This window comes from Streptomyces sp. NPDC088354, from assembly GCF_044753585.1.
GTDB lineage: Bacteria > Actinomycetota > Actinomycetes > Streptomycetales > Streptomycetaceae > Actinacidiphila.
On the sequence record NZ_JBIVNJ010000003.1, the window covers coordinates 173,060 to 197,154 of the forward strand.

The following is a 24,095-nucleotide window of genomic DNA, read 5'->3' on the forward strand; positions in this document are numbered from 1 at the left end:
CGCGATGAGGGACGTGGCGAGCGAGCGGGACGTGGACGACCGTCCCGCGATCATCGAGCGGGTCGTGACGCTCGACGTGAACGGCCGGTCGTACACCCTGCGCCTGGACACCCGGGTGACGCTGCTGGACGCCCTGCGGGACCGGCTGGGCCTGGTCGGCACGAAGAAGGGCTGCGACCAGGGCGCCTGCGGAGCCTGCACGGTGCACGTGGACGGCAGGAGAGTGCTGTCCTGCCTGACCCTGGCCGCCCAGGCCGAGGGCCGGGCCGTCACCACCATCGAGGGCATCTCCGGGGCCGACGGCGCGCACCCGGTGCAGCAGGCGTTCATGGAGCACGACGGCTTCCAGTGCGGCTTCTGCACCCCTGGTCAGATCATGTCCGCAGTGGCGCTGACGGCCGAGGGCCGGACCGGCTCCGACGAGGAGATCCGCGAGTTCATGAGCGGCAACCTGTGCCGCTGCGGCGCCTATCCCAACATCGTGGCCGCGATACGCGAGGCGGCGGCCCGGGGGAGGTCGTGATGCGCAGCTTCGAGTACGTGCGGGCCACGGCCACCCAGGAGGCGGTGCGGATGCTGGCCGACGACCCGGGGGCGTCCTGTCTGGCCGGCGGCACGACGCAGTTCGACCTGATGAAGGACGGCGTCCTGGAGCCGCCACGGCTGATCGACATCACCCGGCTCCCGCTGCACGGCATCGAGCGCCGCGGCGAAGCCCTCCACGTCGGGGCGCTGGCCACCATGGAAGAACTGGCCGCCGACGCCACGGTGGCCGAACGGCTGCCGATGGTGCGCGAGGCCCTGCTGCGGGGCGCGTCGGTGCAGTTGCGGAACATGGCCACCATCGGCGGCAACCTGCTGCAGCGCACACGGTGCCGCTACTTCCGCGACCCCGCGGTCGTCGAGTGCAACAAACGCTCGCCCGGCACGGGTTGCGCCGCGGTGCAGGGCGCGGCGCGCATGCACGCCGTGCTCGGGGCGAGCGAGCGGTGCGTCGCGCTGCACGCCTCCGACCTGGCCGTCGCACTGGTGGCGCTCGACGCGGTCGTGCACATCCAGGGGCCGACGGAGCGTCGCAGCGTGCCGCTGACGGAGTTCTACTTCACCGCCGACGAGAGCCCGGAGCGCGAGAACGTCCTGGAGCACGCCGAGTTGATCACCGAGGTCGAGATCCCGCTGCCGCCACCGGCCGCCCTGTCTGGCTACCTCAAGGTGCGCGACCGTATGAGTTACGAGTTCGCCCTCACCTCGGCCGCGGTGCTGCTCGTCCTGGACGGCGGCGCGATCCGCCAGGCCCGGGTCGGGCTGGGCGGAGTGGGGTCGAAGCCCTGGCGGGCCTACGAGGCCGAGCACGTGCTGACCGGCGCGCCCGTCACGACGGCCACCTTCCTGGACGCGGCCGAGGCGACGATGCGCGACGCCTGGACCCTCCCGGGCACGGCGTTCAAGGTGCCGCTCGCCCGCCGCACCCTCGTCCGCGAGCTGCAGACAGTGTCAGGAGTGACGCCATGAGCACGGTCGAGAGCAGGCCGCTGGTCGGCGAGGGCATCAGCCGGGTCGACGGCCCACGCAAGGTCACCGGCACCGCCCCCTACCCGATGGACTTCAGCGTGCCCGGGCAGGTCTACGGCGCCCTGGTGCAGAGCACGATCGCGGCGGGCCGGATCGTCCGCATGCACACCGAGGAGGCCGAGGGCTCCCCCGGGGTGATCGGTGTGCTCACGCACGAGAACGCCCCCGAGGTCGGGACGGGACCGATGACGGTGCTCGGGGCGTCGCCGCCGCCACCGCTGCGGAACGACCGGATCATCCACCAGGGGCAGCACATCGGCTTCGTGGTAGCCGAGACGGCGGAACAGGCCGCCGCCGCGGCACGCCTGGTACGGGCCGACTACGAGGCCGCCGAACCGCTGCTGGACCTCCAGGACCCCCGTGCCGAGCAACTGACCGACCCGTGGGGGATGGACCACGCCCGCGGCGACGCCACCGCCGCACTGGAGTCCGCCGAGGTGACGCTGCGGGCCACGTACACCACCCCGGACAACACCAACAACCCGCTCGGGCTGTTCGCCACGCTGGCCGTGTGGGAGGGCAACACCCTCACGGTCCACGACACCAGCCAGTGGCCCTCCATGGTGCGCACCACGCTCGCCATGGCCTTCGGTATCCCCGAAAGCTCGGTACGGGTCCTGGTGCCGTACGTCGGCGGGGGGTTCGGCGCCGGACTGCGCGCGTGGCCGCACGTGGTCCTCACCGCCATGGCCGCCCGGATGCTGGGACGCCCGGTCAAACTGGTGCTGACCCGCCCGCAGATGTTCACCTCCGTCGGGCACCGGCCGCACGGCGTGCAGTGGCTGCAACTCGGCGCCACGCGCGAGGGCGAACTGGTCGCCATCGACCACCGCAGCCTCAGCTCCCTGGGCATGGAGGACGGCGACTTCGAGCCGTTCGCCTCGGGTACCGCCTTCGCCTACGCGTGCCCCAATGTGACCACCCGGGACCGGCAGGCCCGGATCAACGTCGCCATGCCGACGTCCATGCGCGCCCCTGCCGAGGCGCAGGGCAACTTCGCGCTGGAGTCGGCCCTCGACGAACTGTCGTACACCCTGGGCATGGACCCGCTGGAGCTGCGGGTGCGCAACCACACCGCCGTCGACCCGCGCAACGGGCTGCCCTGGTCCGGCAAGGCGATCCTGGAGTGCTACGAGGCGGGCGCACTGCGCTTCGGCTGGTCCGACCGGAATCCTGAGCCGCGCTCCATGCGTGACGGGAACTGGCTCATCGGCTACGGCATGGCCAGCGCGATGTTCCCGTACTTCGCGACGCCGTGCATGGCCGAGGCGACCGTCAACCGCGACGGCAGCGCCTTCGTGCGCAGCGCGGCGACCGACATCGGCACCGGAACGTACACCGTGATGGCCCAGCTGTCCGCGCAGGAACTCGGACTGCCCCTGGAGAAGGTCCGCTTCGACCTCGGCGACTCCGACATGCCGGACTCGATGATGGCGGGCGGCTCCGGCCTGACCGGGGCACTCGGCAACGCGGTGCACGACGCGTGCCGCCGGCTGCTGCGCTCGTTCGCCGAACTCGCCCGCCAGGACGCCGACTCGCCCCTGCGGGGGGTGAACCCGGACGACGTGGAGTGCGGCGACGGCCGGGTGTTCGTCGCCGGCCGGCCGGAGCGCGGGGAGTCGTACGCCGACATCCTCGCCCGGCACGGGATGCCCCAGCTCACGGCGACGGGGAGCAGTACCCCGCCGGTCGCCGAGGACGTCGGCATGTCCTCCGCCGGCGCCTACGGCGCGAAGTTCGTGGAGGTCAGGGTCGACGCCGACCTCGGCCTCGTCCGGGTCACGCGGGTGGTGTCGGCGATCGACGGCGGCCGCATCCTCAACGCGAAGACGGCCAGGAGCCAGATCATCGGAGGAACGGTCGGCGGCATCGGCATGGCGCTGTTCGAGGACACCGTCACCGACCCGCGCACCGGGCGGATCGCCAACGCCACGTTCGCCGACTACCTGGTGGCCGTGAACGCCGACATCCCGGAGCTGGACGTGGTCTTCGTCGGCGAACCGGACCGCGGCTCGCCGACCGGCACCAAGGGTGTGGGCGAGGTGGGCCTGGTCGGCATCCCGGCCGCGATCGCCAACGCCGTTTACCACGCGACCGGAAAGCGCCTCTACCACCTGCCGATCACACTCGACGCCCTGCTCTGAGCCGGCCCGTGCCCGCCGACGAGCTGGACGCCCGCATCCTGGTGCTGCTGCTGGAGCGGCCGCGTACCAGCGTGCGCGAGTGCGCCCGCATCCTGGGGGTCGCACGCGGGACCCTGCAGGCCCGCCTGGACCGGATGGAGCGGGACAGGGTGATCACGGACTACCGGCCCCGGGTGTCGCCCGAGGCGCTCGGCTACCCGGTGCTCGCCTTCGTGCACCTGGAGGTCACCCAGGGGCATCTGGACGACACCGGCAAGGCGCTGGCCGCCGTGCCCGAGATCATCGAGGCCTTCTCCATCACCGGCGGCGGCGACCTGCTGACCCGTGTCGTGGCGCGCGACGCCGCGCACCTGGAGGACGTCATCCAGCGGCTGATCCAGCTGCCCGGCGTCGTCCGCACCCGCACCGAGGTGGCGCTGCGGGAACGGGTGCCGCAGCGCATGCTGCCCCTGGTGGAGGAGGTCGGCAGAGCGGCGGCCGCCCGTACGCCGTGATCGCCGGCTTGGCATGCTGGAGGGCATGACACTCCCCGCGGTGATCTTCGACCTGGACGGCACGCTGGTCGACAGCGAGCCGAACTACTTCGAGGCCGGCCGCCGCCTGCTGGCCTCCCACGGCGTCGACGACTTCACCTGGGAGCAGCACGCGCGCTTCATCGGCATCGGCACCCGCGAGACGCTGGAGACCCTGCGCGCCGAGTACGGGCTCACCGCCTCCGTCCAGGAGTTGCTCGACGCGAAGAACCGGCTCTACCTGCGGCTGGCGCGCGAGGCGACCCATGTCTTCCCCGGGATGCGCGCGTTCGTCGAACTCCTGCACGCCGAGGGGCATCCGATGGCGGTCGCCTCGGGGTCCTCGCGGGAGGCGATCGCGGCGGTGCTGGCCGGCACCGGGCTGGGCTCGGTGCTGACCACCGTCGTCTCGGCGGAGGAGGTGGCGCGCGGCAAGCCGGAGCCCGACGTCTTGCTGGAGGCGGCCGCGCGCCTCGGGGTCGACCCCGAGGACTGCGTCGTCGTCGAGGACGCACCGCCCGGCGCGGAGGCAGCGCACCGCGCGGGCATGCGGTGCGTGGCGGTCCCGTACCTGCCGGCGCAGGCGGACGACCCCGCCTTCGCGACGGCGGGGCTACTGGTCCGGGGCGGGCAGCACGCCTTCGACGCGCGCGTTGTGCACGCCTGGGTGACCGCGTGAGCGCGTAACCGGGGACGTCGCCCGCGCCGCCGCTCGAATGGCGCGCGCGGTCCGCCGGCCTTATTGGTGGTGTGGGGACCGCGCTCGCCGCCGTTCCCGCCCGCCACGGCCCGCAGCAGGAGGAGGCGGAACGGTGAAGATTGTCGTCGACCTCAACCGGTGCCAGGGATACGCGCAGTGCGCGTTCCTCGCGCCCGACGTGTTCGAGCTCCACGGCGAGGAGGCGCTGCTGTACGACGCCGGCCCCTCGGACGAGGAGTACGACCGGGTGTCCCGCGCCGCGGCCGCGTGCCCCGTTCAGGCGATCCTCGTCGAAGGCCCTGCCCGGGTGGCCGCGGGGGTGGGTTCCCGTGACTGACCAGCTGACGGACCGAAGGACGGACCAGCGCACGGACCGGCTCCCGCCGCCGGAGCGCATCGTGATCGTCGGCGCCTCGCTCGCCGGGCTCCGGGCCGCCGAGGTCCTGCGCGACGAGGGCTTCACCGGCTCGCTGACCATCATCGGCGAGGAGACAGAACGGCCCTACGACCGCCCGCCGATGTCCAAGGCCGTGCTCCTCGGCCGCATGCCCCCCGAGCACGCCGCACTGCCCGCCCGGCGCGAGGTGGACGCCACCTGGCGCCTCGGCGTTCCGGCCACCGGCCTGGACCTGGCCGCGCGGCGGGTGCTGCTGCGCGACGGCAGCCATGTGGAGTACGACCGCGTGCTGATCGCGACGGGCGTCCGGGCCAGGCCCTGGCCGGACGCCGCGCAGGCGGCCCTGGAGGGGGTGTTCACCCTGCGCACCATGGAGGACGCCCGGCAGCTGGTGGGGCGCCTGGACGCCGGGCCGCGCCGGGTGCTGGTGATCGGCGCCGGCTTCACCGGCTCGGAGATCGCCTCGGTGTGCCGGGAGCGCGGGCTCCAGGTGACGGTGGCCGAGCGCGGGCCCGCGCCCCTGGTCGGCGCGCTCGGCGGGGTGATCGCCGCCGTCGCCGCGGACCTTCAGCGCGAGCACGGCGTCGACCTGCGCTGCGGGATCACCGTCACCGAACTGGTGGGCGACGGGGACGGCCGGCTGCGGTCGGCGCGCCTGTCGGACGGCTCCACCCTCGACTGCGACGTGGCGGTCGTGGCGCTCGGCGCGGTCCGCAACACCGAGTGGCTGCACGACTCCGGTCTCGGCGCCGGGCCGAAGGGGCTCGCGAGCGACGCGGGCTGCCGGGCGTTCGACCTCAACGGGGTCGTGACCGACGACGTGTTCGTGGCCGGCGACGTGGCGCGGACCCCGCACCCGCTGTACGAGTACCAGTTGCTGGCCCTGGAGCACTGGGGCAACGCGGTGGCCCAGGCCGAGGTGGCGGCGCACAACATGGTGAACTGCGGCCCGCGGCGGCGTCCGCACCTGGCGGTCCCCGCCTTCTGGTCCAGCCAGTTCGGGGTGAACATCAAGTCGGTCGGGGTGCCGTCGTTCTCCGACGAGGTCGCGATCGTCCAGGGGTCGGTGGACCAGCGCTCCTTTGTCGCCGTCTACGGCTACCGGGGCCGTCTCACCGCCGCGGTCTCCTTCAACCAGAGCCGCTGGCTGGACTACTACCGCACGCTGATCGAGGCCGCAGCCCCCTTCCCGCCCGACCCCGGCACCTTCGACCGGCCGGCGGAGGTCCTGGTGCAGGCCGCCGACGTGCCCGACCCGTCCCAGCTCTCGCACGGCCCCACGGTCGCGGTCACCGGGCACCTGCCCGACGAGCGCCGCGTGGTCCGCGTCCCCCCGACCGTCCTGGAGGCCCGCGCATGACCAACGAGACGATGCTGCAGCGGATCAACGACTTCGCCAACCGTCACGATCCGTACCCGCTCTACGCAGAGCTGCGGAGCACCCCCGTGGCACGCCAGGAGGACGGCGCGTACCTGGTCAGCACGTACCGCGAGATCAAGGCCCTGCTGCACGACCCGCGGATCAGCTCCGACCTGAGCCACCGTCTGCCGGGCGACCCGCAGGCCGCCCAGGCCGAGGGGCAGCCGCCGTCCTTCATCCGGATGGACCCGCCGGACCACGACCGGGTGCGCCGCCAGGCCATGCGGCCGTTCGGGCCGCCGCACACCCCGGACCGGATCGCGCGCCTGCACGACGAGATCGCGCGGGTCACCGAGGGGCTGGTCAACTCCATGGAGGGGCAGAGCCGCATCGACGTCGTCGAGGACTTCGCCTACCCGCTGCCCGTGAGCGTCATCTGCCGTCTGCTGGGCGTGCCGCGCGAGGACGAGCACCGGTTCCGCGCCTGGGCGGACCGCATCGTGTCCTCCACCGGTGTGCGCACCCGCGGCAGCACCTTCAGCGAGGACGACGAACAGGCCCGCAAGGAAGCCATCACCGAGATGGGCGTCTACATGGCGGGGTTGCTGGAGGAGCGCCGCGCGAGCCCCACCGAGGACCTGATGTCCGGCCTGGTCCACGGCAACGGCCCGGACGGGCAGATGGCGCCGATGGAACTGATCGGCAGCATGGTGCTGCTGTTCATCGCCGGACACGAGACCACCGTCAACCTCATCACCAACGGGATGCTCACCCTGCTGCGCTACCCGGAGGCGATGGAACGGCTGCGCCGGGAGCCGGAGTTGATGCCCTCGGCCGTCGAGGAGCTGCTGCGCTTCGAGCCGCCGGTGCACATGCTGCCGCAGCGCACCCCCCTCACCGACATCGAGATCGCCGGAGTCACCGTGCCCAAGGGCTCGCCGCTGATCCTCGTCCTCGCCGCGGGCAGCCGGGACCCGGGCCGTTTCGCCGACCCCGACCACTTCGACCCGGCCCGCGCCGACAACCAGCACTTCGGTTTCGGCAGCGGCATCCACAGCTGCTTCGGCGCGCCGCTGGCCCGTCTGGAGACGCAGATCGCGCTCAGTGCGATGATCCGCCGGCTGGACAACCCGCGCCTGGCCGAGGACCCGCCGCCGTACCGGCCCAGCCCGGTCCTGCGCGGGCCGCGCCATCTGCGGATCGAGTGCGACGGGGTGCGCGCCTGAGCGGGACGGTGAACGCTCGGTGAAGATCGTCCGCTCGCGTCCCGTGACGGGGCGAATCGCAGGCCTGCGGCCCTGTCGTGATCGCGGTGAGAGATCCCAGGGGCGGCACCGCGGCCCTCGTCGCCGGCTTGCTGCTCGCGGTGGTCGCCGTCGGCTGCACGGTCACCCCGCCCGACACCGACCCCGTGTCGGCGCCCCGGCCGTACGCCGCCACCGCGGGCACGTCCCCGAGCAGGCAGGCGCGACACGCGCCCCCTCCCGTGCCCGCACGGCCGCGCGCGCTCGCTTCGCCCGTGCGAGCCCGGAGCGGTGGCAGCGGAGCGCACACCGGACCGGACTGTGCCGCGGGTGATCTGGCGCTCTCCGAGAACACGACGCGCAAGGCCGTCCTGGGCAAACCCGGTGAAGTGGCGATCGACATGCTGCCGCGGAACCGTCACCCGGTGTCACCGCGCCCGCTGTCGGTGACACGCTACGGGCCCGCCCGGCCCACCGCGGTCGACCTCGGACCCGGGCAGAGCACGATGTTCGGCCCCGTCTGGAAGTCGGCCACCGATACGGTCTGCACCGGCGAGGACTTCTACATCCCCCCGCGGCGCCCACGTCTTCGTTCCCGGCGATTCCTCGCCGCTGACCGTCACACCACTCGACATCTCCCCCTGCCGGGGGCACGTCACGATCACCCCGTTCGGCGTGCCCGGCTGACGGTGCGGCGACGGCCGGGAGCACGTCAACGCACCCGCGCCCGGGCGGTGTCGGCGATGCGCAAGGGGCGCACGGCGCTTCGGGCCCTGCCCCCAGGACGTCCCGCTCAGCCCAGGAAGCTCAGCCGCACCTGGCGGTAGGGGTTGTCCCTGTTGGTGTCCACCAGGACGACGGACTGCCAGGTGCCGAGTTCCAGCGAGCCGCCGATCACCGGGAGGGTCGCGTGCGGCGGGACGAGGGCGGGCAGCACATGGTCGCGGCCGTGGCCCGGGCTGCCGTGGCGGTGCCGCCAGCGGTCGTCGGCCGGAAGGAGGTCGTGGAGTACGGCGAGCAGGTCGTCGTCGCTGCCGGAGCCGGTCTCGATGACGGCGACACCGGCGGTCGCGTGCGGGACGAAGACGTTGAGCAGTCCGTCCCGGCCGCGTGCCACGTCGCGGAGGAAGTGGGCGCAGGCGGCGGTCAGATCGTGGACGGTCTCGGTGCCACCGGTGGTCACGTCGACGAGGCGGGTGGTAAAAGCGTCGGCCATGCGTCCATGGTGACGCAGGCACCACGGATGTGCGTTCCGGTGGGCCGCGGTGCCGCCGCGCCCCGTTCCACTTCACCCAAGCGGTCACGACGATCCGTCGCAGGCGGCCTCCGACGCCGGTCGGGCCGAAGCCGGGGCATCGACGTCCTTCTTCGCCGTTCGCCGCGTTTCCGCGCCCTTTGTGCACGGCGGCCCGCACGACGGGCTCGAGATCTCGCCGTATCCGTGGGCGGCCGCCTGCTCATCGGCCTCGACCGGCTGCTCGTCCTGCTCGTCGCGCCGCCGCAGATCCCGCCGACCCGCATGGCCGAGGGCCGCAGCCGGGCGGCGCTGCTCACCGCGGGCACCGTGCTGGTGAGCCGGGCTCCGGGCCGACCGCCTTCGCCGGGACGGTGCGGGCGATCGGCGAGATCCTGCACTCGCCCCGCTCGCCCGGCCACCCGCACCCGCAAGGGCCGCGGCGGCTCGGGGAGGGCGTGATGTCCGAACTCGCCGTACCCGGGCCGCCGGTGGAACCGCCCGCGAATCCCCCGGGCGGGAGCGCCGGCGGAGGTGCCCGGGTACGGCTCCCCGCCGGCCGGCCGTAACCTATTGGTCTGGACCACTTCCCCGAACCGGGATAGTGTCCCGTTGCCCATCCGTGCGCCGAAGGGGAACCCACGTGTACGCACCGCGCCGCGTCGCCGCCCTCGTCGACGCCTGCCTGCTGCCTGTCCCACGCACCCGGCGACCGCCGGAGTGGCTCCGGCGCGGCCTGGAGCGCGCGGGCGCGGTCACCATCGGCGTCCCGGCGGCGCTGAGCGGCGGGCCCGCCGTGACGGAGCTGCTCCGCGACGAGACCGGGCACGGCGCCGTCGTGATCAGCGAGCAGCTGGACACCGCCGAGGTCGTCGAGGGCTGGGGCGTGCCGGGCGCCGCCGTACTGGCCTGGCTCTCCGGGGTCGACCTGCTCCAGCTCGGCCCGGGCTGCGACGCGGGCGTCCAGGACGCCATCCGCACCGCCGCGGCACGGGCCGTGGCCGACGGGGACCTGCCGCTGTCCCGGCTGGAGGAGGCGGCGGCGCGGATCGCGCGGCTGCGGCGCGAGACGGCGCCGGGAAGCTTCCCGGCGCCCTCGTAGTTGGTGGAAACGTGAACCACACGGACGTCGCCGGCACCACCGCCGCAGAGGTTGTCGTCATCGGAGCGGGGCAGGCCGGGCTCTCGGGGGCGTACTTCCTGCACCGCTCCGGCATGCGCCCGGACGAGGACTTCGTGGTCCTGGACCACTCCCCCGGACCGGGCGGCGCCTGGCAGTTCCGCTGGCCGACCCTCACCTACGGCAGGGCGCACGGCGTGCACTCGCTGCCCGGGATGGAACTGGAGGGCGCCGATCCCCAGCGGCCCTCATCGGAGGTCGTCGCGGAGTACTTCGACCGCTACGAGCGCACCTTCGGCCTGCGAGTCCACCGCCCGGTCGACGTCTCGGCGGTGCGGGAGGCGGGCGACGGGCGACTGCTGGTCGAGACCGACGCCGGCACCTGGTCCACCCGCGCCCTGATCAACGCCACCGGCACCTGGGACCGGCCCTTCGTGCCCCACTACCCGGGCCAGGACACCTTCCGCGGGCGCCAGCTGCACACCGCCGGCTACCGCGGCCGCGAGGAGTTCGCCGGACAGCACGTGATCGTGGTCGGCGGCGGCACCTCGGCGGTGCAACTGCTGATGGAACTGCACGAGCCGGGCGGCGCGGCCGCCACGACCTGGGTGACCCGGCGGCCGCCGGTCTACCGCACCGGCCCCTTCGGCGAGGAGCACGGCCGCGCGGCCGTCGCGCTCGTCGAGGAGCGCGTCAAGAAGGGCCTGCCGCCGCAGAGCGTCGTCAGCGTCACCGGGCTGCCCATGACGGAGGCCATGCAACGCGCCGAGGAGCGCGGCATCCTCGTGCGGCACCCCATGTTCGAGCGGGTCACCCCGGACGGCGTCACCTGGGCCGACGGACACCATGTGCGGGCCGACGCCATCTTGTGGGCCACCGGCTTCCGGGCGGCCCTCGACCACCTGGCGCCCCTGAGGCTGCGCGAGCCGGGCGGCGGCATCCGCCTCCAGGGGCTCACCCAGGCGGCGCTCGACCCCCGCGTCCACCTCATCGGCTACGGCCCCTCCGCCAGCACCATCGGTGCCAATCGCGCGGGCCGCAGCGCCGTCCGGGAGATCCGGACGTTTCTGCGCGCCGGCGCCGCGACCGGGGTGGCCGTCGCCGGCTGACCCCTGCCGGGTCAGCGCCCCGCGCGCCCCTTGCCGAGCGTGGAGCCCCGGACGACCAGCTCCGGCTGGAAGACGATGCGCCGGTGCTCGTGCTCTTCCGCGAGGTCGCCGGTCTCCTCTATGAGCAGATCGGCGGCGGCCCGGCCCATCCGGTAGGCGGGCTGCCGCACGGAGGTCAGGGGCACCGCGGCCGCCGCGGCGAACTCGATGTCGTCGTACCCGACGAGCGCGATCTCCTCGGGCACGCTGATCCCGGCCGCGTACAGCGACTGGAGGACGCCGAGCGCCAGCAGGTCGTTGGCGCAGAAGACGGCCGTGGGCCGCTTGGCCATGCCCAGCAGCCGCGCGCCCGCGTCCCGCCCGGAGGCGACGTCGAGCCGGTCGGCCTCGATGTGCGCGAGCGCGTCCGCCGGCAGTCCCGCCGCGGTGAGCGCCGCCAGGGCGCCCGTGCGCCGGTCCTGGCACTGGGCCAGGTGCATCGGGCCGCTCACGTAGACGATGCGCTGGTGGCCGCGCTCGATGAGGTGGTCGACGGCCAGCCGGCCGCCCTCGATGTCGTCGACGGACACCGAGCACGCCTCCGCGCTCGGCACCACGCGGTCCACGAACACGAAGGGGATGCCGTGCCGCCGGAACGACTCGATGTTGCGGCCGCTGGTGTCCGCGGGCGTCACGAGCACCCCGCGGACCCGCTGTTCCGCGAACAGCCCCAGGTACTCGGATTCCTCCGCCGGGCTCTCCGCGCTGTTGCAGAGCATCACCCCGAGCCCTGTCTCCCGCGCGGCGCGCTCCGCGCCCGAGGCGACGTCCACGAAGAAGGGGTTGGCCATGTCCAGCACGAGCAGGGCGATGATGCGGCTGTGGCCGGCCCGCAGCTGGCGGGCGGACTCACTGCGGACGTAGCCGAGTTGCTCGATGACCGACAGCACCCGTGCCCGCGTGTCCTCGGAGACCATGTCGGGCCGGTTGATGACGTTCGACACCGTGCCGACCGAGACGCCCGCCTGCCGAGCGACATCCTTGATCCCCACCATGCGTGTCACGGGTTCCGCCCTACCGCCTTCCGCGACCCGCCACGGGTCGCGGGTTCATGCTACGCATAGGTGACGACATCGGCGCCCACCGTGGTCGCACACCTGTCGCGCGGGTTACGCGCCGCCGACCCGGCCGTGTCCGGACGCTGTTCCCGGGGGCCTGCGGACCGGTGCCCCGCCGCCGCCTCACACCAGGTGGAAGATCTCCGTCAGGGGCCGCATCACCTCGTCGGGCCGGGCACCGTCCAGCGCCTCGAAGAAGTCCCCCATCTCGGCCTGCCAGCGGGCGTTGACGTCCGTCCGGGCCATGGCCGCCTGCGCGGCCGCGAAGTCCTCCGTCTCCAGGTAGCCCACGAGCAGGCCGTCCTCCCGGAGGAAGAGGGAGTAGTTGTGCCAGCCGGAGGCGGACAGCGCCGCGCGCATCTCGGGCCACACGGAGGCGTGCCGCTCCTTGTACTCCGCCAGCCGGTCCGCCCGGACCCTCAAGAGAAAACAGACGCGCTCCACGCTCGGTCCCGGCCTTCCCGAATCTGATATGAAAGGTTTCAATGAGATGCCAGGGACGTTAGGACACCCCGACATGGCTCGTCAATGCGCTGTGCCACCGTGCGCAGACATCCGATCTCTGCTTCACAGCGCTCGACGGCTGCGGCAGTATGAGGGGCCTGCGGGCCGCCGCACGTACCGGGAGGAGGCCAGATGCGCGTAGCGCTCTTCGTGACCTGTGTGAACGACACGCTGTACCCGGAGACGGGCAAGGCGGTCGTCACGCTGCTGGAGCGGCTGGGGGTGACCGTGGACTTCCCCGCCGCCCAGACCTGCTGCGGCCAGCCGCAGTTCAACACCGGCTACCGGCACGAGACCGAGCCGCTGATGAGGCGCTACGCACGCACCTTCGAAGGGTACGACCACATCGTCACCCCCTCCGGCTCCTGCGCGGCCATGGTGCGGGACAACTACCCGCGCATGGGCGACCGGGCCCGCGCCGAGGGACGCGGCGGCGAACTGGCCGCCCTCGCCGAGTCGGTCGTGCCGCGCACGTACGAACTCACCGAATTCCTCACCGATGTGCTCAAGGTGACCGATGTGGGGGCCTACTTCCCGCACAAGGTCACCTATCATCCGACCTGTCACGGCCTGCGCATGCTCGGCCTCGGCCGTCGGCCGCTTGAGCTGCTGAGCCACGTCAAGGGCCTGGAACTCGCCGAACTCCCGGGCGCCGACGAGTGCTGCGGCTTCGGCGGCACCTTCGCCGTGAAGAACGCCGCCGTCTCCGCCGCCATGGGCGCCGACAAGGCACGGAACATCACCGGCACCGGCGCCTCGGCCGTGTGCACCGTCGACAACTCGTGCCTGATGCACATCGGCGGCACCCTGGCGCGGCTCGGCTCCGAGGTGCGGCCGGTCCACCTCGCCGAGATCCTCGCCTCCACCGAGGACCGTCCCTACGGAGGCATCCGATGAGCGGCACCTATCTGGGCATGCCCGCCTTCCCCGTGGCCGCCGAGGAAGCCGTGCGCAACGAGACGCTGCGCGGCAACCTGCGGCACGCCACGCACACGATCCGCGACAAACGCGCCAAGGCGGTGGCCGAGCTGTCCGACTGGCAGCAGCTGCGCACGGCGGGCAAGCGCATCAAGGACGACGTCCTGCGCCACCTCGACCACTACCTGGAGCGCCTGGAGGAGACGGTCACCGCCGCCGGGGGCGTCGTGCACTGGGCCGCCGACGCCGACGAGGCCAACCGGATCGTGACGGAGCTGGTCAGGGCCACCGGAGAGACCGAGGTCGTCAAGGTCAAGTCCATGGCCACGCAGGAAATCGGGCTCAACGAGGCGCTCGCCGAGGCCGGGATCGCCGCCTACGAGACGGATCTGGCCGAACTCATCGTGCAGCTCGGCGACGACCGGCCCAGCCACATCCTGGTGCCGGCGATCCACCGCAACCGCACCGAGATCCGCGACATCTTCAACGGCGCGATGGCGGAGTGGGGCCGCCCCGCGCCCGAGGGCCTGACCGACACCCCGGCCGAACTTGCCGAGGCGGCGCGGCTGCACCTCAGGGAGAAGTTCCTGCGCGCCAAGGTCGGCATCTCGGGCGCCAACTTCATGATCGCCGAGACCGGGACGCTGGTCGTGGTGGAGTCCGAGGGCAACGGCCGGATGTGCCTGACGCTGCCCGAGACACTGATCTCGGTGGTCGGCATCGAGAAAGTGCTGCCGGCCTGGCAGGACCTGGAGGTCTTCCTCCAGCTGCTGCCCCGCTCCTCCACGGCGGAGCGCATGAACCCGTACACCAGCACTTGGACGGGTACGACGGACGAGGACGGCCCCCGCACCTTCCACCTGGTGCTGGTGGACAACGGGCGCACCGACACCCTGGCCGACGAGGTGGGCCGCCAGGCGCTGCGCTGCATCCGCTGCTCGGCCTGCCTCAATGTGTGCCCGGTGTACGAGCGGGCCGGCGGCCACGCCTACGGCTCGGCCTATCCCGGCCCGATCGGGGCCATCCTCACCCCGCAGTTGCGCGGCACGGACACCGCCCTGGACGCCTCGCTCCCCTACGCCTCGTCCCTCTGCGGTGCCTGCTACGAGGTGTGCCCGGTCGCCATCGACATCCCCGAGGTGCTGGTCCATCTGCGCGAGCGGGTCGTCCAGGGCGGCGAAGTGACGCGCGGCGGCAGCAGGGCCGTGCTGAAGCCCGCGAAGGGGCACGCGGCCGAGCGCGCCGCGATGCGCGCCGCGCGATGGACCCTCGACCACCCCGGGGCGCTGCGCGCCGGACAGCGGCTGGCCTCGCGCACCCGCGGTCTGCACCCGCGCAGGCTGCCCGGTCCCGGCCGCGCATGGACGGACACACGTGACATCCCGGCCGTCCCGGCGGAGTCCTTCCGCGACTGGTGGCGGCGCACCCGGGGCACCGAGGGCTCGGAGGGCACCAAGTGAGCACCCGCGAACAGATTCTGGGCCGCATCCGCCGCGCGCTGGCCGACGTCCCTCGCGAGGAGGCGCCGGGCGGCGGGCCCGCCGGACACGGCTATCTGCGCGTGCACGGCGAACGGAACCCCGGGCAGAGCGCGGATCTGCTCGCCGGGAACCTCGCCGACTACCGCGCGATCGTGCACCGCACGACCGCAGAAGAGCTCCCGCTGCGTCTCGCGGCGCTGCTGGCCGCCCGGGGCACGCGCAGCGTGGTCGTGCCGGCCGGGCTGCCCGAGGGCTGGCTCGCCGAGGCGAAGGACGTCGAACGGGTCGCGGACACCGCGACGTCGACGCCCTACGAGCTCGACGCCGTCGACAGCGTCGTCACCGGCTGCGCCGTGGCGATCGCCGAGACGGGAACCATCGTGCTGGACGCCGGGCCGGACCAGGGGCGGCGCAGGATCACGCTCGTGCCCGACCACCACGTGGTGGTCGTGCGCGTACCGGAGCAGGTCGTCGACTCGGTGCCGCAGGCCCTGGAGCGGCTGGACCCGGCGCGTCCGCTGACCTGGATCTCGGGGCCCTCGGCGACGAGCGACATCGAGCTGGACCGGGTGGAGGGCGTGCACGGCCCGCGCACCCTGGAGGTCGTGCTCGTCACGGCCTGACCGTCCTGCGGTCCCGCGCGCGGGCTCACTTGGCCTCCGCGTAGGAACGTACGACATGGGTCTCCAGCGGGAAGGACACCGGCGTCGGCCCGAACAGCAGGCGGCGGGCCTCGTCGGCCGCCTCAGCGACGGCCTTGCCGGCCTCGGCGGCCAGTTCCTCGGGGGTGTGCACGATGACCTCGTCGTGCAGGAAGAACACCAGCCGGGGGCCGTCGAGCGCGGCCAGGCGCCGGCGCAGCGACGCCAGCACGGCCAGCGCCCATTCGGCGGCGGTGGCCTGGATGACGAAGTTGCGGGTGAAGCGGCCCCAGGCGCGCGCCTGGGCGTCGCTGAGGTCCTGACGGTCGGCCGCGGGCGGCGACGTGCGGCCCAGGTGGGAGCGGACGACGCCCCCCGCCTCCCCGGTCCGCGCGGCGGACTCCACCAGCCGCATGGCGTCCGGGAAGCGGCGCCGCAGGACCTCCAGCAGGGGTCCCACCTCGCCGGTGGTCTGCCCGTACATGGCGCCCAGCAGGCCGAGTTTTGCCCGTGCGCGGTCGCCGCCGAAGGCGGTGCGGGCCAGGGCAGCGTAGAGGTCGCCCTCGGCCGCGGCGGCCGCCAGCCCGGGATCACCGGACAGGGCGGCCAGCACCCGCGGCTCCAGCTGCCCGGCGTCGGCGACGACAAGACGGTGCCCGGGGTCGGCGACCACGGCGGCCCGCAGCTGCCGGGGGATCTGCAGCGCGCCGCCGCCGCGGGTGGCCCAGCGTCCGGAGACGACACCGCCGACGACGTACTCGGGGCGGAACCTCCCGGCGGGCGCCCACTGTTCACGCCAGGCCCAGCCGTGGGCGCTGTGGATGCGGGACAGCTCCTTGTAGCGCAGCAGAAGGGCGGCGGCGGGGTGCGCCAGCTCGCGCAGGACGTGGGAGCGCGTGGAGGTGATGTGCACGCCGACCCGCTCGAAGGCGGGCAGCAGCTGGGCGGGCGAGTCCGGGTTGACCGGGCGGCCCAGCGCCTCCTGGAGGGCGGTGGCCAGTTCACTGAGCACCTTCGGCCGGACTCCCCCGGCCGGGCGCGGGCCCAGCAGCCCGATCAGCACCTCGTCGTGCGCGGCGGCGCTCCAGGGCACCCCGTCGTGGGTCATCTCCGCCGCGGCGAGCGCCCCGGCGGACTCGGCGGCGCACAGCAGGCGCATGCGGTCGGGGTGTTCCGACAGGGCGATGCGCCGCTGCTGTTCGGCGTGGACGGCGACCACGGCCTCCAGCGGGTCGGTGCCCGGCGGCAGGTGGTGGCGGTCGGCGGCGAAGAGCACCGGCTGGTCGTCGGGCCCGCCCTCGGGAGCGTCCGCGGGCACGGGCAGCCCGCGCAGTCGGGCCCAGGCCGCACCCAGGGAGCGTGGCAGCCCGAAGCGTTCCTCCGAGCCGAGCAGCAGGGCCTCGACGAGCTTGAGGTCGTGGCAGCGTGCCGGACGCAGCGGCAGCCGTTCGAGCAGTGCGGGATAGATGTCGTCCGTAGCGGCCCAGACCCAGCGGGGCGCCTGGTGCCTCTCGCGGTCGGCGACGGCCGCGGCGAGGTCGGGGACGCTCTCCTGCGGGCCCGCCGGGGTTCCGTCCTCGCGCAGCGCCTGGAGCCGTCCGCCGGTCCCCAGTGGATCGGCGACGACGGCGACGGACAGGCTCCTCGGCGAGGTCACACTCCGAGCGTAGGGCGGGGGACTGACAACGCGACAACGCGCCGGGACGGCCCTCAGCGGTCGGCGTCGCGGCTCACCTTCAGCGCCCACAGCACGAGCGGCACCTGCAGCGGCAGCCGCGCGCAGGCGGCCTTGCGCAGCGGCGCGGGACGGTCGCGCCAGTCGCGGGCCATTTTCACGTTCGCCGGGAACACCCCGGCGAAGAAGCCCGCCGCCAGCAGCGCCCCGGCACGTCGGGTGCGCGGCAGCGCGATGCCGGCGGCGAGCGCGAGCTCCACGGCACCGCTGGCGTACGTCCAGGCGCGGGGGTTGCCGGGCAGGATCTTCGGCACGATCGCGTCGAAGGGTCCGGGCACCACGAAGTGCGCGGTGCCCGCGGTGGCCAGCAGCCGGGCGAGCAGCCCGGCGGAACGGTCGGAACGACCGGGAAGGTGTTCTGCCATCGGACCCTCCTGCTGCGGATGCCGGCGCCGCGGCTCACGTTAGCGGCGGCCGCCGGGTCCGCGCGGCGGATCACCTCTGCCGGCGTGTGCGCTTGCTCACCCGTCCCAGGAGTCGGGTCCGGCGGCCGGCCGGGCCCGTGAAGGGCGGGAGCTGCGCGAAGTCCGGGTCGGCACGCAGGCTCCGGGACAGGTGGGCGAGCACCGTCCGTACCCGGGTGAGCGGGTGGCCGGGGAAGCGCGCGTCGTACTCCGGGGCGTCGGCCCGGTGGAAGGGCAGCCCACCGCGCAGCCCGGGCGCGTAGGGATGCGCCAGGAAGTACTGTTCGGGCCCGAGTTCGGCGAGCACCAGGGCCTCGCGCATCCCGGTGGGTCCTGCTTCGAAGGCCTGCACCTTGGCCACCGCGCTGCAGGCCGCGCGCGGCAGGGTGTAGCTGCCGAGGAAGGCCTGACCGCTCGGCCGGTCCGGCAGCGGCACCTTGAGCACCTGGCGCAGCGACGGCAGGCCGGCCACCTGGACGACGTCGGCCTCGATGAGGCCGCCGCCCGCGTCGGCCGTGACCTGGGCGAGCGCCTGTCGCAGCGGGACGGGCTCCTCCAGGGGCGCCGGTATGTCCGGCGGCAGGTCGAAGAAGTGCAGGCTGATCACGTCGCCGTGGTCATCGGTCCAGGCGTGCTCGGCGACCTGCCGGTATCCCGGCAGGTCCGCGCCGTCGAGGGGTCCCATGGGCATGATCATGCCGTAGGGGCGAGTTGCGCGTCGCGGCGCACCAGGGCCGCGTACCGGCCGTCGAGAGCGAGCAGTTGGTCGTGCGTGCCGCGTTCGGTGATCCGCCCGTGGTCGAGCACGACGATCTGGTCGGCGTCGCGGACCGTGGACAGGCGGTGGGCGATGGTGATGGTCGTCCGGCCCGCCGAGAGGGCGTCGATGGCCTCCTGGACGGCGTGCTCGGTGCGGGTGTCCAGTGCGCTGGTGGCCTCGTCGAGGATGAGGACCGGCGGATCGCGCAGAATGGTGCGGGCTATGGCAAGGCGCTGCTTCTCGCCGCCGGAGAAGCGGTAGCCGCGTTCGCCGACGACGGTGTCGTACCCGTCGGGCAACCCGGCGATGTGGTCGTGGATCTGGGCGGCGCGCGCGGCGCCGACGATCTCCTCGTCGGTGGCGTCCGGCTTGGCGAAGCGCAGGTTCTCCGCGACGGAGGCGTGGAAGAGGTAGGTCTCCTGCGAGACCACGCCGACGGACGCGGCGAGAGTGTCGAAGGCGAGGTCGCGCACGTCGGTGCCGTCGAGCGTGACGCGGCCCTCGGTGACGTCGTACAGGCGGGGCACGAGGTAGCTCAGCGTGCTCTTGCCGGAGCCGGTGGCGCCGACGACCGCGAGGCTCGTGCCGGCCGGAACCTCCAGGTCGATGCCGTCCAGGGTGCGCTCGGGCGCGGCGGGGTCGTAGGAGAAGCCCACGCCCTCGAACCGCACGTCGCCGCGGGCGCGTTCGAGCCGGACCGGGTCGGGCCGCTCGGTGATGTCGACCGGCAGGTCGAGGTACTCGAAGATGCGCTGGAAGAGCGCGAGCGAGGTCTGCACCTGCACGCCGGTCGCCAGCAGGCTCACCGTGGGCCGGAACAGGCCCTGTTGCAGCGAGACGAAGGCGACCAGGGTGCCGATGGACACCAGGGTGCCCGCGCCGTGGACGAGGACGCCGGCGGCCCAGTAGATCAGGGCGGGCATGGCGGCCATGACGATACCGATGGTGGACATGCGCCACCGTCCGGCCATGTTGGAGCGCACCTCGAGGTCGACCAGGCGGTCGGACTCCTCCGCGAAGGAGCGGGTCAGCGACGCGGAGCGCCCCATGGTACGGCCGAGCAGGATGCCACTGACCGACAGGGACTCGGTCACGATGGCGGACATCGCGGCCATCTGCCGCTGCCGCTGGGTGGTGATCTTCTTGCGTTCCGTGCCCACCCGGCGGCTGATCCAGACGAAGACCGGGAGCATCACCAGGGAGACGAGCGTGAGACGCCAGTCCAGGGCGAGCATGGCGACGACGCTCGCGACGACGCTGGTGAGGTTGGAGACCAGCGAGGTCGCCGTGGAGGTGACGGTCGCCTGCATGCCGCCGATGTCGTTGGCGATGCGGGACTGCACCTCACCCGTGCGGGTCCGGGTGAAGAAGGCGAGCGACATGCGCTGCAGCCGCTCGTAGACGGCGGTGCGCAGGTCGTGCATGACGCGCTGACCGACGGTGGTGGATATGAGTGTCTGCAGGACGCCGAAGACGCTGTTGAGGACAGCGGTGGCGATCATGCCGAGGGCCAGCAGGCTCAGCAGCCCGGTGCGGCCCTGCGGGATCGCGGTGTCGAGGATCGCGCGCAACAGGAAGGGCGAGGCGACCGAGACGAGGGAGGCGGCGCCGACGAGAAGCCCGACGAGGGCGAGGCGGCCGCGGTAGGGGCGGAACAGGCCCAGGACGCGTCGTACTTCGGTGCGCTGGGCGGGTTTCTTGGGCGGTGGGGTCCACTGCGGGGAGTCATCGGGGTGCAAAGGGCCTCCGAGGGCGGGGGTACGGCAGGACGATGAGAGTGTAGTTCATTGTTACCTATACTCACAATGAATTGCATCCTGATAGCCTCGGGGCATGGAATCGCGTACCTCCGCCGCGGACACCGACGGGTCGAGCAGCCTCGCGGAGCAGTTGCTGCGGCTGACCCGCCGGCTGCACCGCGTCCAAAAACGTCACCTGGAGCCGCTCGGCATCACTCCGGCCCAGTCCCGCATGCTGCGCAGCGTCGCGCACAGCGAGGAGGCGCCGCGGATGGCCGATCTGGCACAGCGTCTGGAGGTCGTGCCGCGCGCGGTGACCACGCTCACCGACGCCCTGGAGGAACGGGGTTTCGTGCGCCGCGTGCCGGACCCCGCCAACCGCCGTGTGGTGCGCATCGAGATGACGGCGGAGGGCGAGGGCGCCCTGAGGCGGCTGCGGCAGGCCCGGCGGGCGGCCGCGGAGGAGATGCTCGCGCCACTGGACGCGGCCCAGCGCGACGCCCTGACGGCGTTGCTCACCGTCCTGGACACCGCGCCGGGCCACTGCTGAGTCGCCGGTCCTGTCAGGGCCGTGCGCGCCCGCACGGCGCGGGGCTGCGCAGTCCGGCGATCAGGCGCGCCAGGTGTCGCCGAGCGTCACCTTGCCACCGGCGGGGACCGTCGCCGTGCGGTTGGCGCCGGACTCCCAGGTGACAGTCCCGTTCGCGTCCTTCTTGATGTACTTGTACTCGAAGGACGTGCCCGCCCCCATGGAGACGTCCAGCTTCCACACCGGGTAGGCGGCCGAGGACAGCAGCGGCGCCGCCGCGGTGTTCCAGTTGCCGAGCGCCGCGTTGCTGCCGACGACGTAGACGTTCTGGCCCCACACCGTGGTGGCGTTCACCGAGAAGGAGGCGCCGCTCGCCGGGGCCGTGCCACCGCCGCCGCAGGGAGCGCCCGTATAGAGCGCGACCGCGTCGTTGGCGCCGATGGTGGCGGTGAAGGTGCCGTTCGCGGCGACGGTGTAGGTCGCGCCGCTGTGCTGGACGTCGCAGTAGGTGCCGGCGGGCAGCGAGGTGGTGAAGGTCCGGCTGAGGGATCCGCTCTCGTGGTTGATCGCCACGAAGCCCTTGCTGCCGCGCCCGAAGGCGATGGCGTTGCCGCCGTTGGACCACCAGTTGGTCACGGCCGTCCCGGCGACCGCGTTGCGGAAGCCGACCATGCCCGCGATCTGCGGCCAGGCGTGCTGGCACTTCCAGCCGTCGCTGTAGCAGGCGTTGACGGTGCCGCCGTTGGGCGGGCCCGAGTCGTTGTCGGAGAACTCGTAGCCCGAGTACACATTGGGCGAGCCGTAGGGCCATGCGAGCATGTAGACGTTGGCCAGCGTGTAGGTCGCGCCCGCCTTGTAGTTGAGGGTCGATCCGTTCCGCTCGGTGTCCCAGTTGTCGACAAAGGTGCGCGCCTGGCCGCTCGGCAGGTACCCGGCACCCCAGGAGGCACCCCAGTCGCTCAGGTAGGCCAGCTTCTCGCTGCCGAAGATGCGCTTGAGGTCGTAGGCGCCCTGGAAGGCGTCGACGTCGCCCGTGCCCGTGTACTCGCCCGGCTGGACGGCCTCACCGGCGCCGTAGATGACCTCCTGCGCCCAGAAGACCGAGGGATTGCCGAGCTTGGCCTTGATCGCCGCCAGATCGCCCGAGGCGATGTGCTTGGCCGCGTCGATCCGGAATCCGTCGACGCCCAGGGAGATCAGGCTGTTCAGGTAGGCCGCGATGGTGGAGCGCACGTAGTCGCTGCCGGTGTTCAGGTCCGCGAGCCCGACGAGTTCGCAGTTCTGCACATTGTCGCGGTTGGTGTAGTCGCCGATGCTGGACCGGCACGAGTGGAAGTCCTGGTCCTGGTAGTAGCCCGGGTAGTTGTACTTCGAGTAGGACGTCCCGCCGGTGCCCGTTCCCGAACCCGCGCTCATGTGGTTGACAACCGCGTCCGCGATCACCTTGACGCCCGCCGCGTGGCAGGTGTCCACCATGTTCCTGAAGGCCGTGCTGTCCCCCAGCCGGCCGGCGATGCGGTAGCTGACGGGCTGGTACGAGGTCCACCACTGCGCGCCCTGGATGTGCTCCTGGGGCGGAGAGACCTCCACGTAGCCGTAGCCCGCGGGGCCGAGGGTGCTGGTGCACTCCTTGGCGACGGAGGCGAACTTCCATTCGAAGAGCGTCGCGGTGACGTCCTTGCTCCCGGGCGGTGCGGCCTGCGCCGGCTCCTGCGACACGACGGCGAGGCCGGCCGTGGCGAGCAGCGCCGCCAGTCCCGCGCGCACGAAACGCGATCTCATGGTGCGGCTCCTTCGTTGTCGGGCACAAAGGTGCCCCGAAGACAGCCACGCGCCGGGGCCATCGGGTGGGGGGCGGAGTTCCCGCCCGTGGGGACTCCGGACAGGAGATTGGCCCCGCGGGCGGAGACCGTCAATACGTCGCGTGGAAAAACTTTCGACGTCTTGCGGAAACAACCTGCGTTGCGGTCCGGACAACGCAATGACGCCGCTGCACAGGGCTGCTGAGGGGTCATCGGCGTCGTGCATGTCACCATGGCCCTGTTCGCGGCGCCGCGTTCAGGCCGACAGGGCGTCCCGGTCCCCCATCACCACCACCGGGTGCAGCGCCGGATCGAGCGTGCGCAGCAGGTACTCCATGTCCACGCGGGACTGCGTGACACACGCGGCGGTGCCGCTCCCGTGGTCCACGTGGAGCCAGATGCCGCCGCCCCTGGACCGGCCCCGCGGGCGGTCCGGGTCGAGAGGCGACCTGCCCTTCACCCGGTTGTAGTCGATGGCGATGACGAGGTCGAAGTCGCGCCGGTACGAGCGCGGCCAGGAGCGGGGCGCGGAGAAGGCGGCGGAACGGTGGTACGGCAGCCCGGTCCCCGGATCGGGCAGGACGCCGCCCGCGTCGGAGAGGGTGAAGACGCCCACCGGGCTCTTGCCGTCGTCCTCGTGGTGGTCGGTCGTCCAGCCGTGCCGGCCGTTGTGCGCCGCCCAGGACCGCTCCCGCTGCCAGCCCCCGGCGCTCCGTGCGTACAGGACCGCGGTGGACTCCGCCGACCGGGCGCCCTTCCCGTAGACGGCCAGCACCTGACGGGAGTCGGACGGGACGCGGGAGTTCAGCGCACCGCCCACACCTGGTACCCCCCTGGCCGGCGCGGGAGCCGACGACGGCGGCCCGTTCCCGCCGGTGCGCGCCGGGCGGTCATGACCGGCGCACCCCGCCGGCAGCACGAACGCCGCGGCCACCGCCACCGCTGCCCCCGTGCGCACCGCCCGTTCCGTCCACGTCCTACGCATCGGTTCCCTTTCCCGCATTCCCTCGGCAATGAGGCCACGACCATGACGCGTTCCCCGTACCGAGGGAAAAAACCGGTTGAATTCACCCTGTCCGCAACGCGACCCTGG

The 24,095-nt window shown here is 72.9% G+C and carries 24 protein-coding genes; 15 read left to right on the plus strand and 9 right to left on the minus strand.

Annotated features, from left to right (window positions below):
- Positions 1-4 precede the first annotated feature (4 nt).
- The 8 genes from ACIP98_RS07000 (at position 5) to ACIP98_RS07035 (ending at position 7,911) form a co-directional block, all read left to right on the plus strand.
- Positions 5-523 carry a (2Fe-2S)-binding protein gene (locus ACIP98_RS07000; RefSeq protein WP_319658191.1) on the plus strand — a complete coding sequence of 173 codons (519 nt, stop codon included), beginning with the start codon at positions 5-7 and terminating at the stop codon, positions 521-523.
- On the plus strand, positions 523-1,512 hold the full coding sequence (locus tag ACIP98_RS07005; protein ID WP_319658190.1) for a xanthine dehydrogenase family protein subunit M: 990 nt from the start codon (positions 523-525) through the stop codon (positions 1,510-1,512). The genes ACIP98_RS07000 and ACIP98_RS07005 overlap by 1 nt, the downstream gene beginning before the upstream one ends.
- Entirely contained in the window at positions 1,509-3,716 is a 2,208-nt protein-coding gene (locus ACIP98_RS07010) for a xanthine dehydrogenase family protein molybdopterin-binding subunit (protein ID WP_401974147.1), read from the plus strand. Before ACIP98_RS07005 ends, ACIP98_RS07010 begins: the two co-directional genes overlap by 4 nt.
- 8 nt (positions 3,717-3,724) lie before the next feature.
- The gene (locus ACIP98_RS07015) at positions 3,725-4,210 is read left to right on the plus strand and encodes an Lrp/AsnC family transcriptional regulator (RefSeq protein WP_401974149.1); all 486 of its coding nucleotides are present in this window, start codon (positions 3,725-3,727) and stop codon (positions 4,208-4,210) included.
- Between the two features lie 25 nt (positions 4,211-4,235).
- Positions 4,236-4,907: an HAD family phosphatase gene (locus ACIP98_RS07020; protein WP_319658187.1), complete on the plus strand. Its 672-nt coding sequence runs from the start codon at positions 4,236-4,238 to the stop codon at positions 4,905-4,907.
- Between the two features lie 133 nt (positions 4,908-5,040).
- Positions 5,041-5,265, plus strand: coding sequence for a ferredoxin (locus ACIP98_RS07025; protein WP_319658186.1), 225 nt, complete (start codon positions 5,041-5,043; stop codon positions 5,263-5,265).
- Positions 5,266-5,269: 4 nt separating this feature from the next.
- The gene (locus ACIP98_RS07030) at positions 5,270-6,685 is read left to right on the plus strand and encodes an FAD-dependent oxidoreductase (RefSeq protein ID WP_319658351.1); all 1,416 of its coding nucleotides are present in this window, start codon (positions 5,270-5,272) and stop codon (positions 6,683-6,685) included.
- Positions 6,682-7,911, plus strand: coding sequence for a cytochrome P450 (locus ACIP98_RS07035; RefSeq protein WP_401974152.1), 1,230 nt, complete (start codon positions 6,682-6,684; stop codon positions 7,909-7,911). The genes ACIP98_RS07030 and ACIP98_RS07035 overlap by 4 nt, the downstream gene beginning before the upstream one ends.
- Before the next feature lie 811 nt (positions 7,912-8,722).
- Here the strand turns inward: ACIP98_RS07035 and ACIP98_RS07040 are convergent.
- Positions 8,723-9,145, minus strand: a complete 423-nt coding sequence (locus tag ACIP98_RS07040) for a YjbQ family protein (RefSeq protein WP_401974153.1) — start codon at positions 9,143-9,145, stop codon at positions 8,723-8,725.
- Between the two features lie 225 nt (positions 9,146-9,370).
- On the opposite strand from ACIP98_RS07040, the gene ACIP98_RS07045 reads away from it, so the two are divergent.
- The 3 genes from ACIP98_RS07045 (at position 9,371) to ACIP98_RS07055 (ending at position 11,392) form a co-directional block, all read left to right on the plus strand.
- Positions 9,371-9,625: a hypothetical protein gene (locus ACIP98_RS07045; RefSeq protein ID WP_401974155.1), complete on the plus strand. Its 255-nt coding sequence runs from the start codon at positions 9,371-9,373 to the stop codon at positions 9,623-9,625.
- 181 nt (positions 9,626-9,806) lie between these two features.
- Positions 9,807-10,265 carry a hypothetical protein gene (locus ACIP98_RS07050; protein ID WP_401974156.1) on the plus strand — a complete coding sequence of 153 codons (459 nt, stop codon included), beginning with the start codon at positions 9,807-9,809 and terminating at the stop codon, positions 10,263-10,265.
- 11 nt (positions 10,266-10,276) lie between these two features.
- A complete protein-coding gene (locus tag ACIP98_RS07055; RefSeq protein WP_401974158.1) occupies positions 10,277-11,392 on the plus strand; it encodes an NAD(P)-binding domain-containing protein in 1,116 nt (371 codons plus the stop codon).
- Positions 11,393-11,403: 11 nt separating this feature from the next.
- On the opposite strand, the gene ACIP98_RS07060 is transcribed toward ACIP98_RS07055, so the two are convergent.
- Entirely contained in the window at positions 11,404-12,426 is a 1,023-nt protein-coding gene (locus ACIP98_RS07060) for a LacI family DNA-binding transcriptional regulator (protein ID WP_319658350.1), read from the minus strand.
- 186 nt (positions 12,427-12,612) lie between these two features.
- Complete coding sequence (locus tag ACIP98_RS07065) at positions 12,613-12,933, minus strand: L-rhamnose mutarotase (RefSeq protein ID WP_401974160.1); 321 nt, start codon at positions 12,931-12,933, stop codon at positions 12,613-12,615.
- A gap of 192 nt (positions 12,934-13,125) precedes the next feature.
- Between ACIP98_RS07065 and ACIP98_RS07070 the strand changes: the two genes are divergently transcribed.
- The 3 genes from ACIP98_RS07070 to ACIP98_RS07080 are packed head-to-tail and all read left to right on the plus strand — an operon-like array spanning position 13,126 to position 16,015.
- Positions 13,126-13,890 carry a (Fe-S)-binding protein gene (locus ACIP98_RS07070; RefSeq protein ID WP_401974162.1) on the plus strand — a complete coding sequence of 255 codons (765 nt, stop codon included), beginning with the start codon at positions 13,126-13,128 and terminating at the stop codon, positions 13,888-13,890.
- Positions 13,887-15,371, plus strand: a complete 1,485-nt coding sequence (locus ACIP98_RS07075; RefSeq protein ID WP_319658173.1) for a LutB/LldF family L-lactate oxidation iron-sulfur protein — start codon at positions 13,887-13,889, stop codon at positions 15,369-15,371. Before ACIP98_RS07070 ends, ACIP98_RS07075 begins: the two co-directional genes overlap by 4 nt.
- Positions 15,368-16,015, plus strand: coding sequence for a lactate utilization protein C (locus ACIP98_RS07080; RefSeq protein ID WP_401974164.1), 648 nt, complete (start codon positions 15,368-15,370; stop codon positions 16,013-16,015). The genes ACIP98_RS07075 and ACIP98_RS07080 overlap by 4 nt, the downstream gene beginning before the upstream one ends.
- A gap of 25 nt (positions 16,016-16,040) precedes the next feature.
- On the opposite strand, the gene ACIP98_RS07085 is transcribed toward ACIP98_RS07080, so the two are convergent.
- The 4 genes from ACIP98_RS07085 to ACIP98_RS07100 form a co-directional block, all read right to left on the minus strand.
- Positions 16,041-17,690: a bifunctional 3'-5' exonuclease/DNA polymerase gene (locus ACIP98_RS07085; protein ID WP_401974165.1), complete on the minus strand. Its 1,650-nt coding sequence runs from the start codon at positions 17,688-17,690 to the stop codon at positions 16,041-16,043.
- Positions 17,691-17,743: 53 nt separating this feature from the next.
- Entirely contained in the window at positions 17,744-18,133 is a 390-nt protein-coding gene (locus ACIP98_RS07090; RefSeq protein ID WP_401974166.1) for a DoxX family protein, read from the minus strand.
- A 70-nt stretch (positions 18,134-18,203) separates the two neighbouring features.
- Positions 18,204-18,857, minus strand: a complete 654-nt coding sequence (locus tag ACIP98_RS07095) for a hypothetical protein (RefSeq protein WP_319658169.1) — start codon at positions 18,855-18,857, stop codon at positions 18,204-18,206.
- Positions 18,858-18,865: 8 nt separating this feature from the next.
- Positions 18,866-20,671 carry an ABC transporter ATP-binding protein gene (locus ACIP98_RS07100; protein WP_319658168.1) on the minus strand — a complete coding sequence of 602 codons (1,806 nt, stop codon included), beginning with the start codon at positions 20,669-20,671 and terminating at the stop codon, positions 18,866-18,868.
- 94 nt (positions 20,672-20,765) lie between these two features.
- Here ACIP98_RS07100 and ACIP98_RS07105 point away from each other — a divergent pair, with 94 nt between their 5' ends.
- Positions 20,766-21,221 (plus strand): MarR family transcriptional regulator, encoded by a 456-nt coding sequence (locus ACIP98_RS07105; RefSeq protein WP_319658167.1) that lies wholly within the window; start codon positions 20,766-20,768, stop codon positions 21,219-21,221.
- Between the two features lie 60 nt (positions 21,222-21,281).
- Here the strand turns inward: ACIP98_RS07105 and ACIP98_RS07110 are convergent, their stop codons facing one another.
- Complete coding sequence (locus ACIP98_RS07110) at positions 21,282-22,982, minus strand: carbohydrate-binding module family 20 domain-containing protein (protein ID WP_401974168.1); 1,701 nt, start codon at positions 22,980-22,982, stop codon at positions 21,282-21,284.
- Positions 22,983-23,258: 276 nt separating this feature from the next.
- Positions 23,259-23,987: a hypothetical protein gene (locus tag ACIP98_RS07115; RefSeq protein ID WP_401974169.1), complete on the minus strand. Its 729-nt coding sequence runs from the start codon at positions 23,985-23,987 to the stop codon at positions 23,259-23,261.
- Positions 23,988-24,095 lie beyond the last annotated feature (108 nt).

Coding starts and splice junctions, on each gene's coding strand:
- ACIP98_RS07000 (WP_319658191.1), top strand. CDS start 5: ATGAGGGACGTGGCGAGCGAGCGGGACGTGGACGACCGTCCCGCGATC.
- ACIP98_RS07005 (WP_319658190.1), top strand. CDS start 523: ATGCGCAGCTTCGAGTACGTGCGGGCCACGGCCACCCAGGAGGCGGTG.
- ACIP98_RS07010 (WP_401974147.1), top strand. CDS start 1,509: ATGAGCACGGTCGAGAGCAGGCCGCTGGTCGGCGAGGGCATCAGCCGG.
- ACIP98_RS07020 (WP_319658187.1), top strand. CDS start 4,236: ATGACACTCCCCGCGGTGATCTTCGACCTGGACGGCACGCTGGTCGAC.
- ACIP98_RS07035 (WP_401974152.1), top strand. CDS start 6,682: ATGACCAACGAGACGATGCTGCAGCGGATCAACGACTTCGCCAACCGT.
- ACIP98_RS07040 (WP_401974153.1), bottom strand. CDS start 9,145: ATGGCCGACGCTTTTACCACCCGCCTCGTCGACGTGACCACCGGTGGC.
- ACIP98_RS07060 (WP_319658350.1), bottom strand. CDS start 12,426: ATGGTGGGGATCAAGGATGTCGCTCGGCAGGCGGGCGTCTCGGTCGGC.
- ACIP98_RS07070 (WP_401974162.1), top strand. CDS start 13,126: ATGCGCGTAGCGCTCTTCGTGACCTGTGTGAACGACACGCTGTACCCG.
- ACIP98_RS07075 (WP_319658173.1), top strand. CDS start 13,887: ATGAGCGGCACCTATCTGGGCATGCCCGCCTTCCCCGTGGCCGCCGAG.
- ACIP98_RS07090 (WP_401974166.1), bottom strand. CDS start 18,133: ATGGCAGAACACCTTCCCGGTCGTTCCGACCGTTCCGCCGGGCTGCTC.
- ACIP98_RS07095 (WP_319658169.1), bottom strand. CDS start 18,857: ATGGGACCCCTCGACGGCGCGGACCTGCCGGGATACCGGCAGGTCGCC.
- ACIP98_RS07105 (WP_319658167.1), top strand. CDS start 20,766: ATGGAATCGCGTACCTCCGCCGCGGACACCGACGGGTCGAGCAGCCTC.
- ACIP98_RS07110 (WP_401974168.1), bottom strand. CDS start 22,982: ATGAGATCGCGTTTCGTGCGCGCGGGACTGGCGGCGCTGCTCGCCACG.
- ACIP98_RS07115 (WP_401974169.1), bottom strand. CDS start 23,987: ATGCGTAGGACGTGGACGGAACGGGCGGTGCGCACGGGGGCAGCGGTG.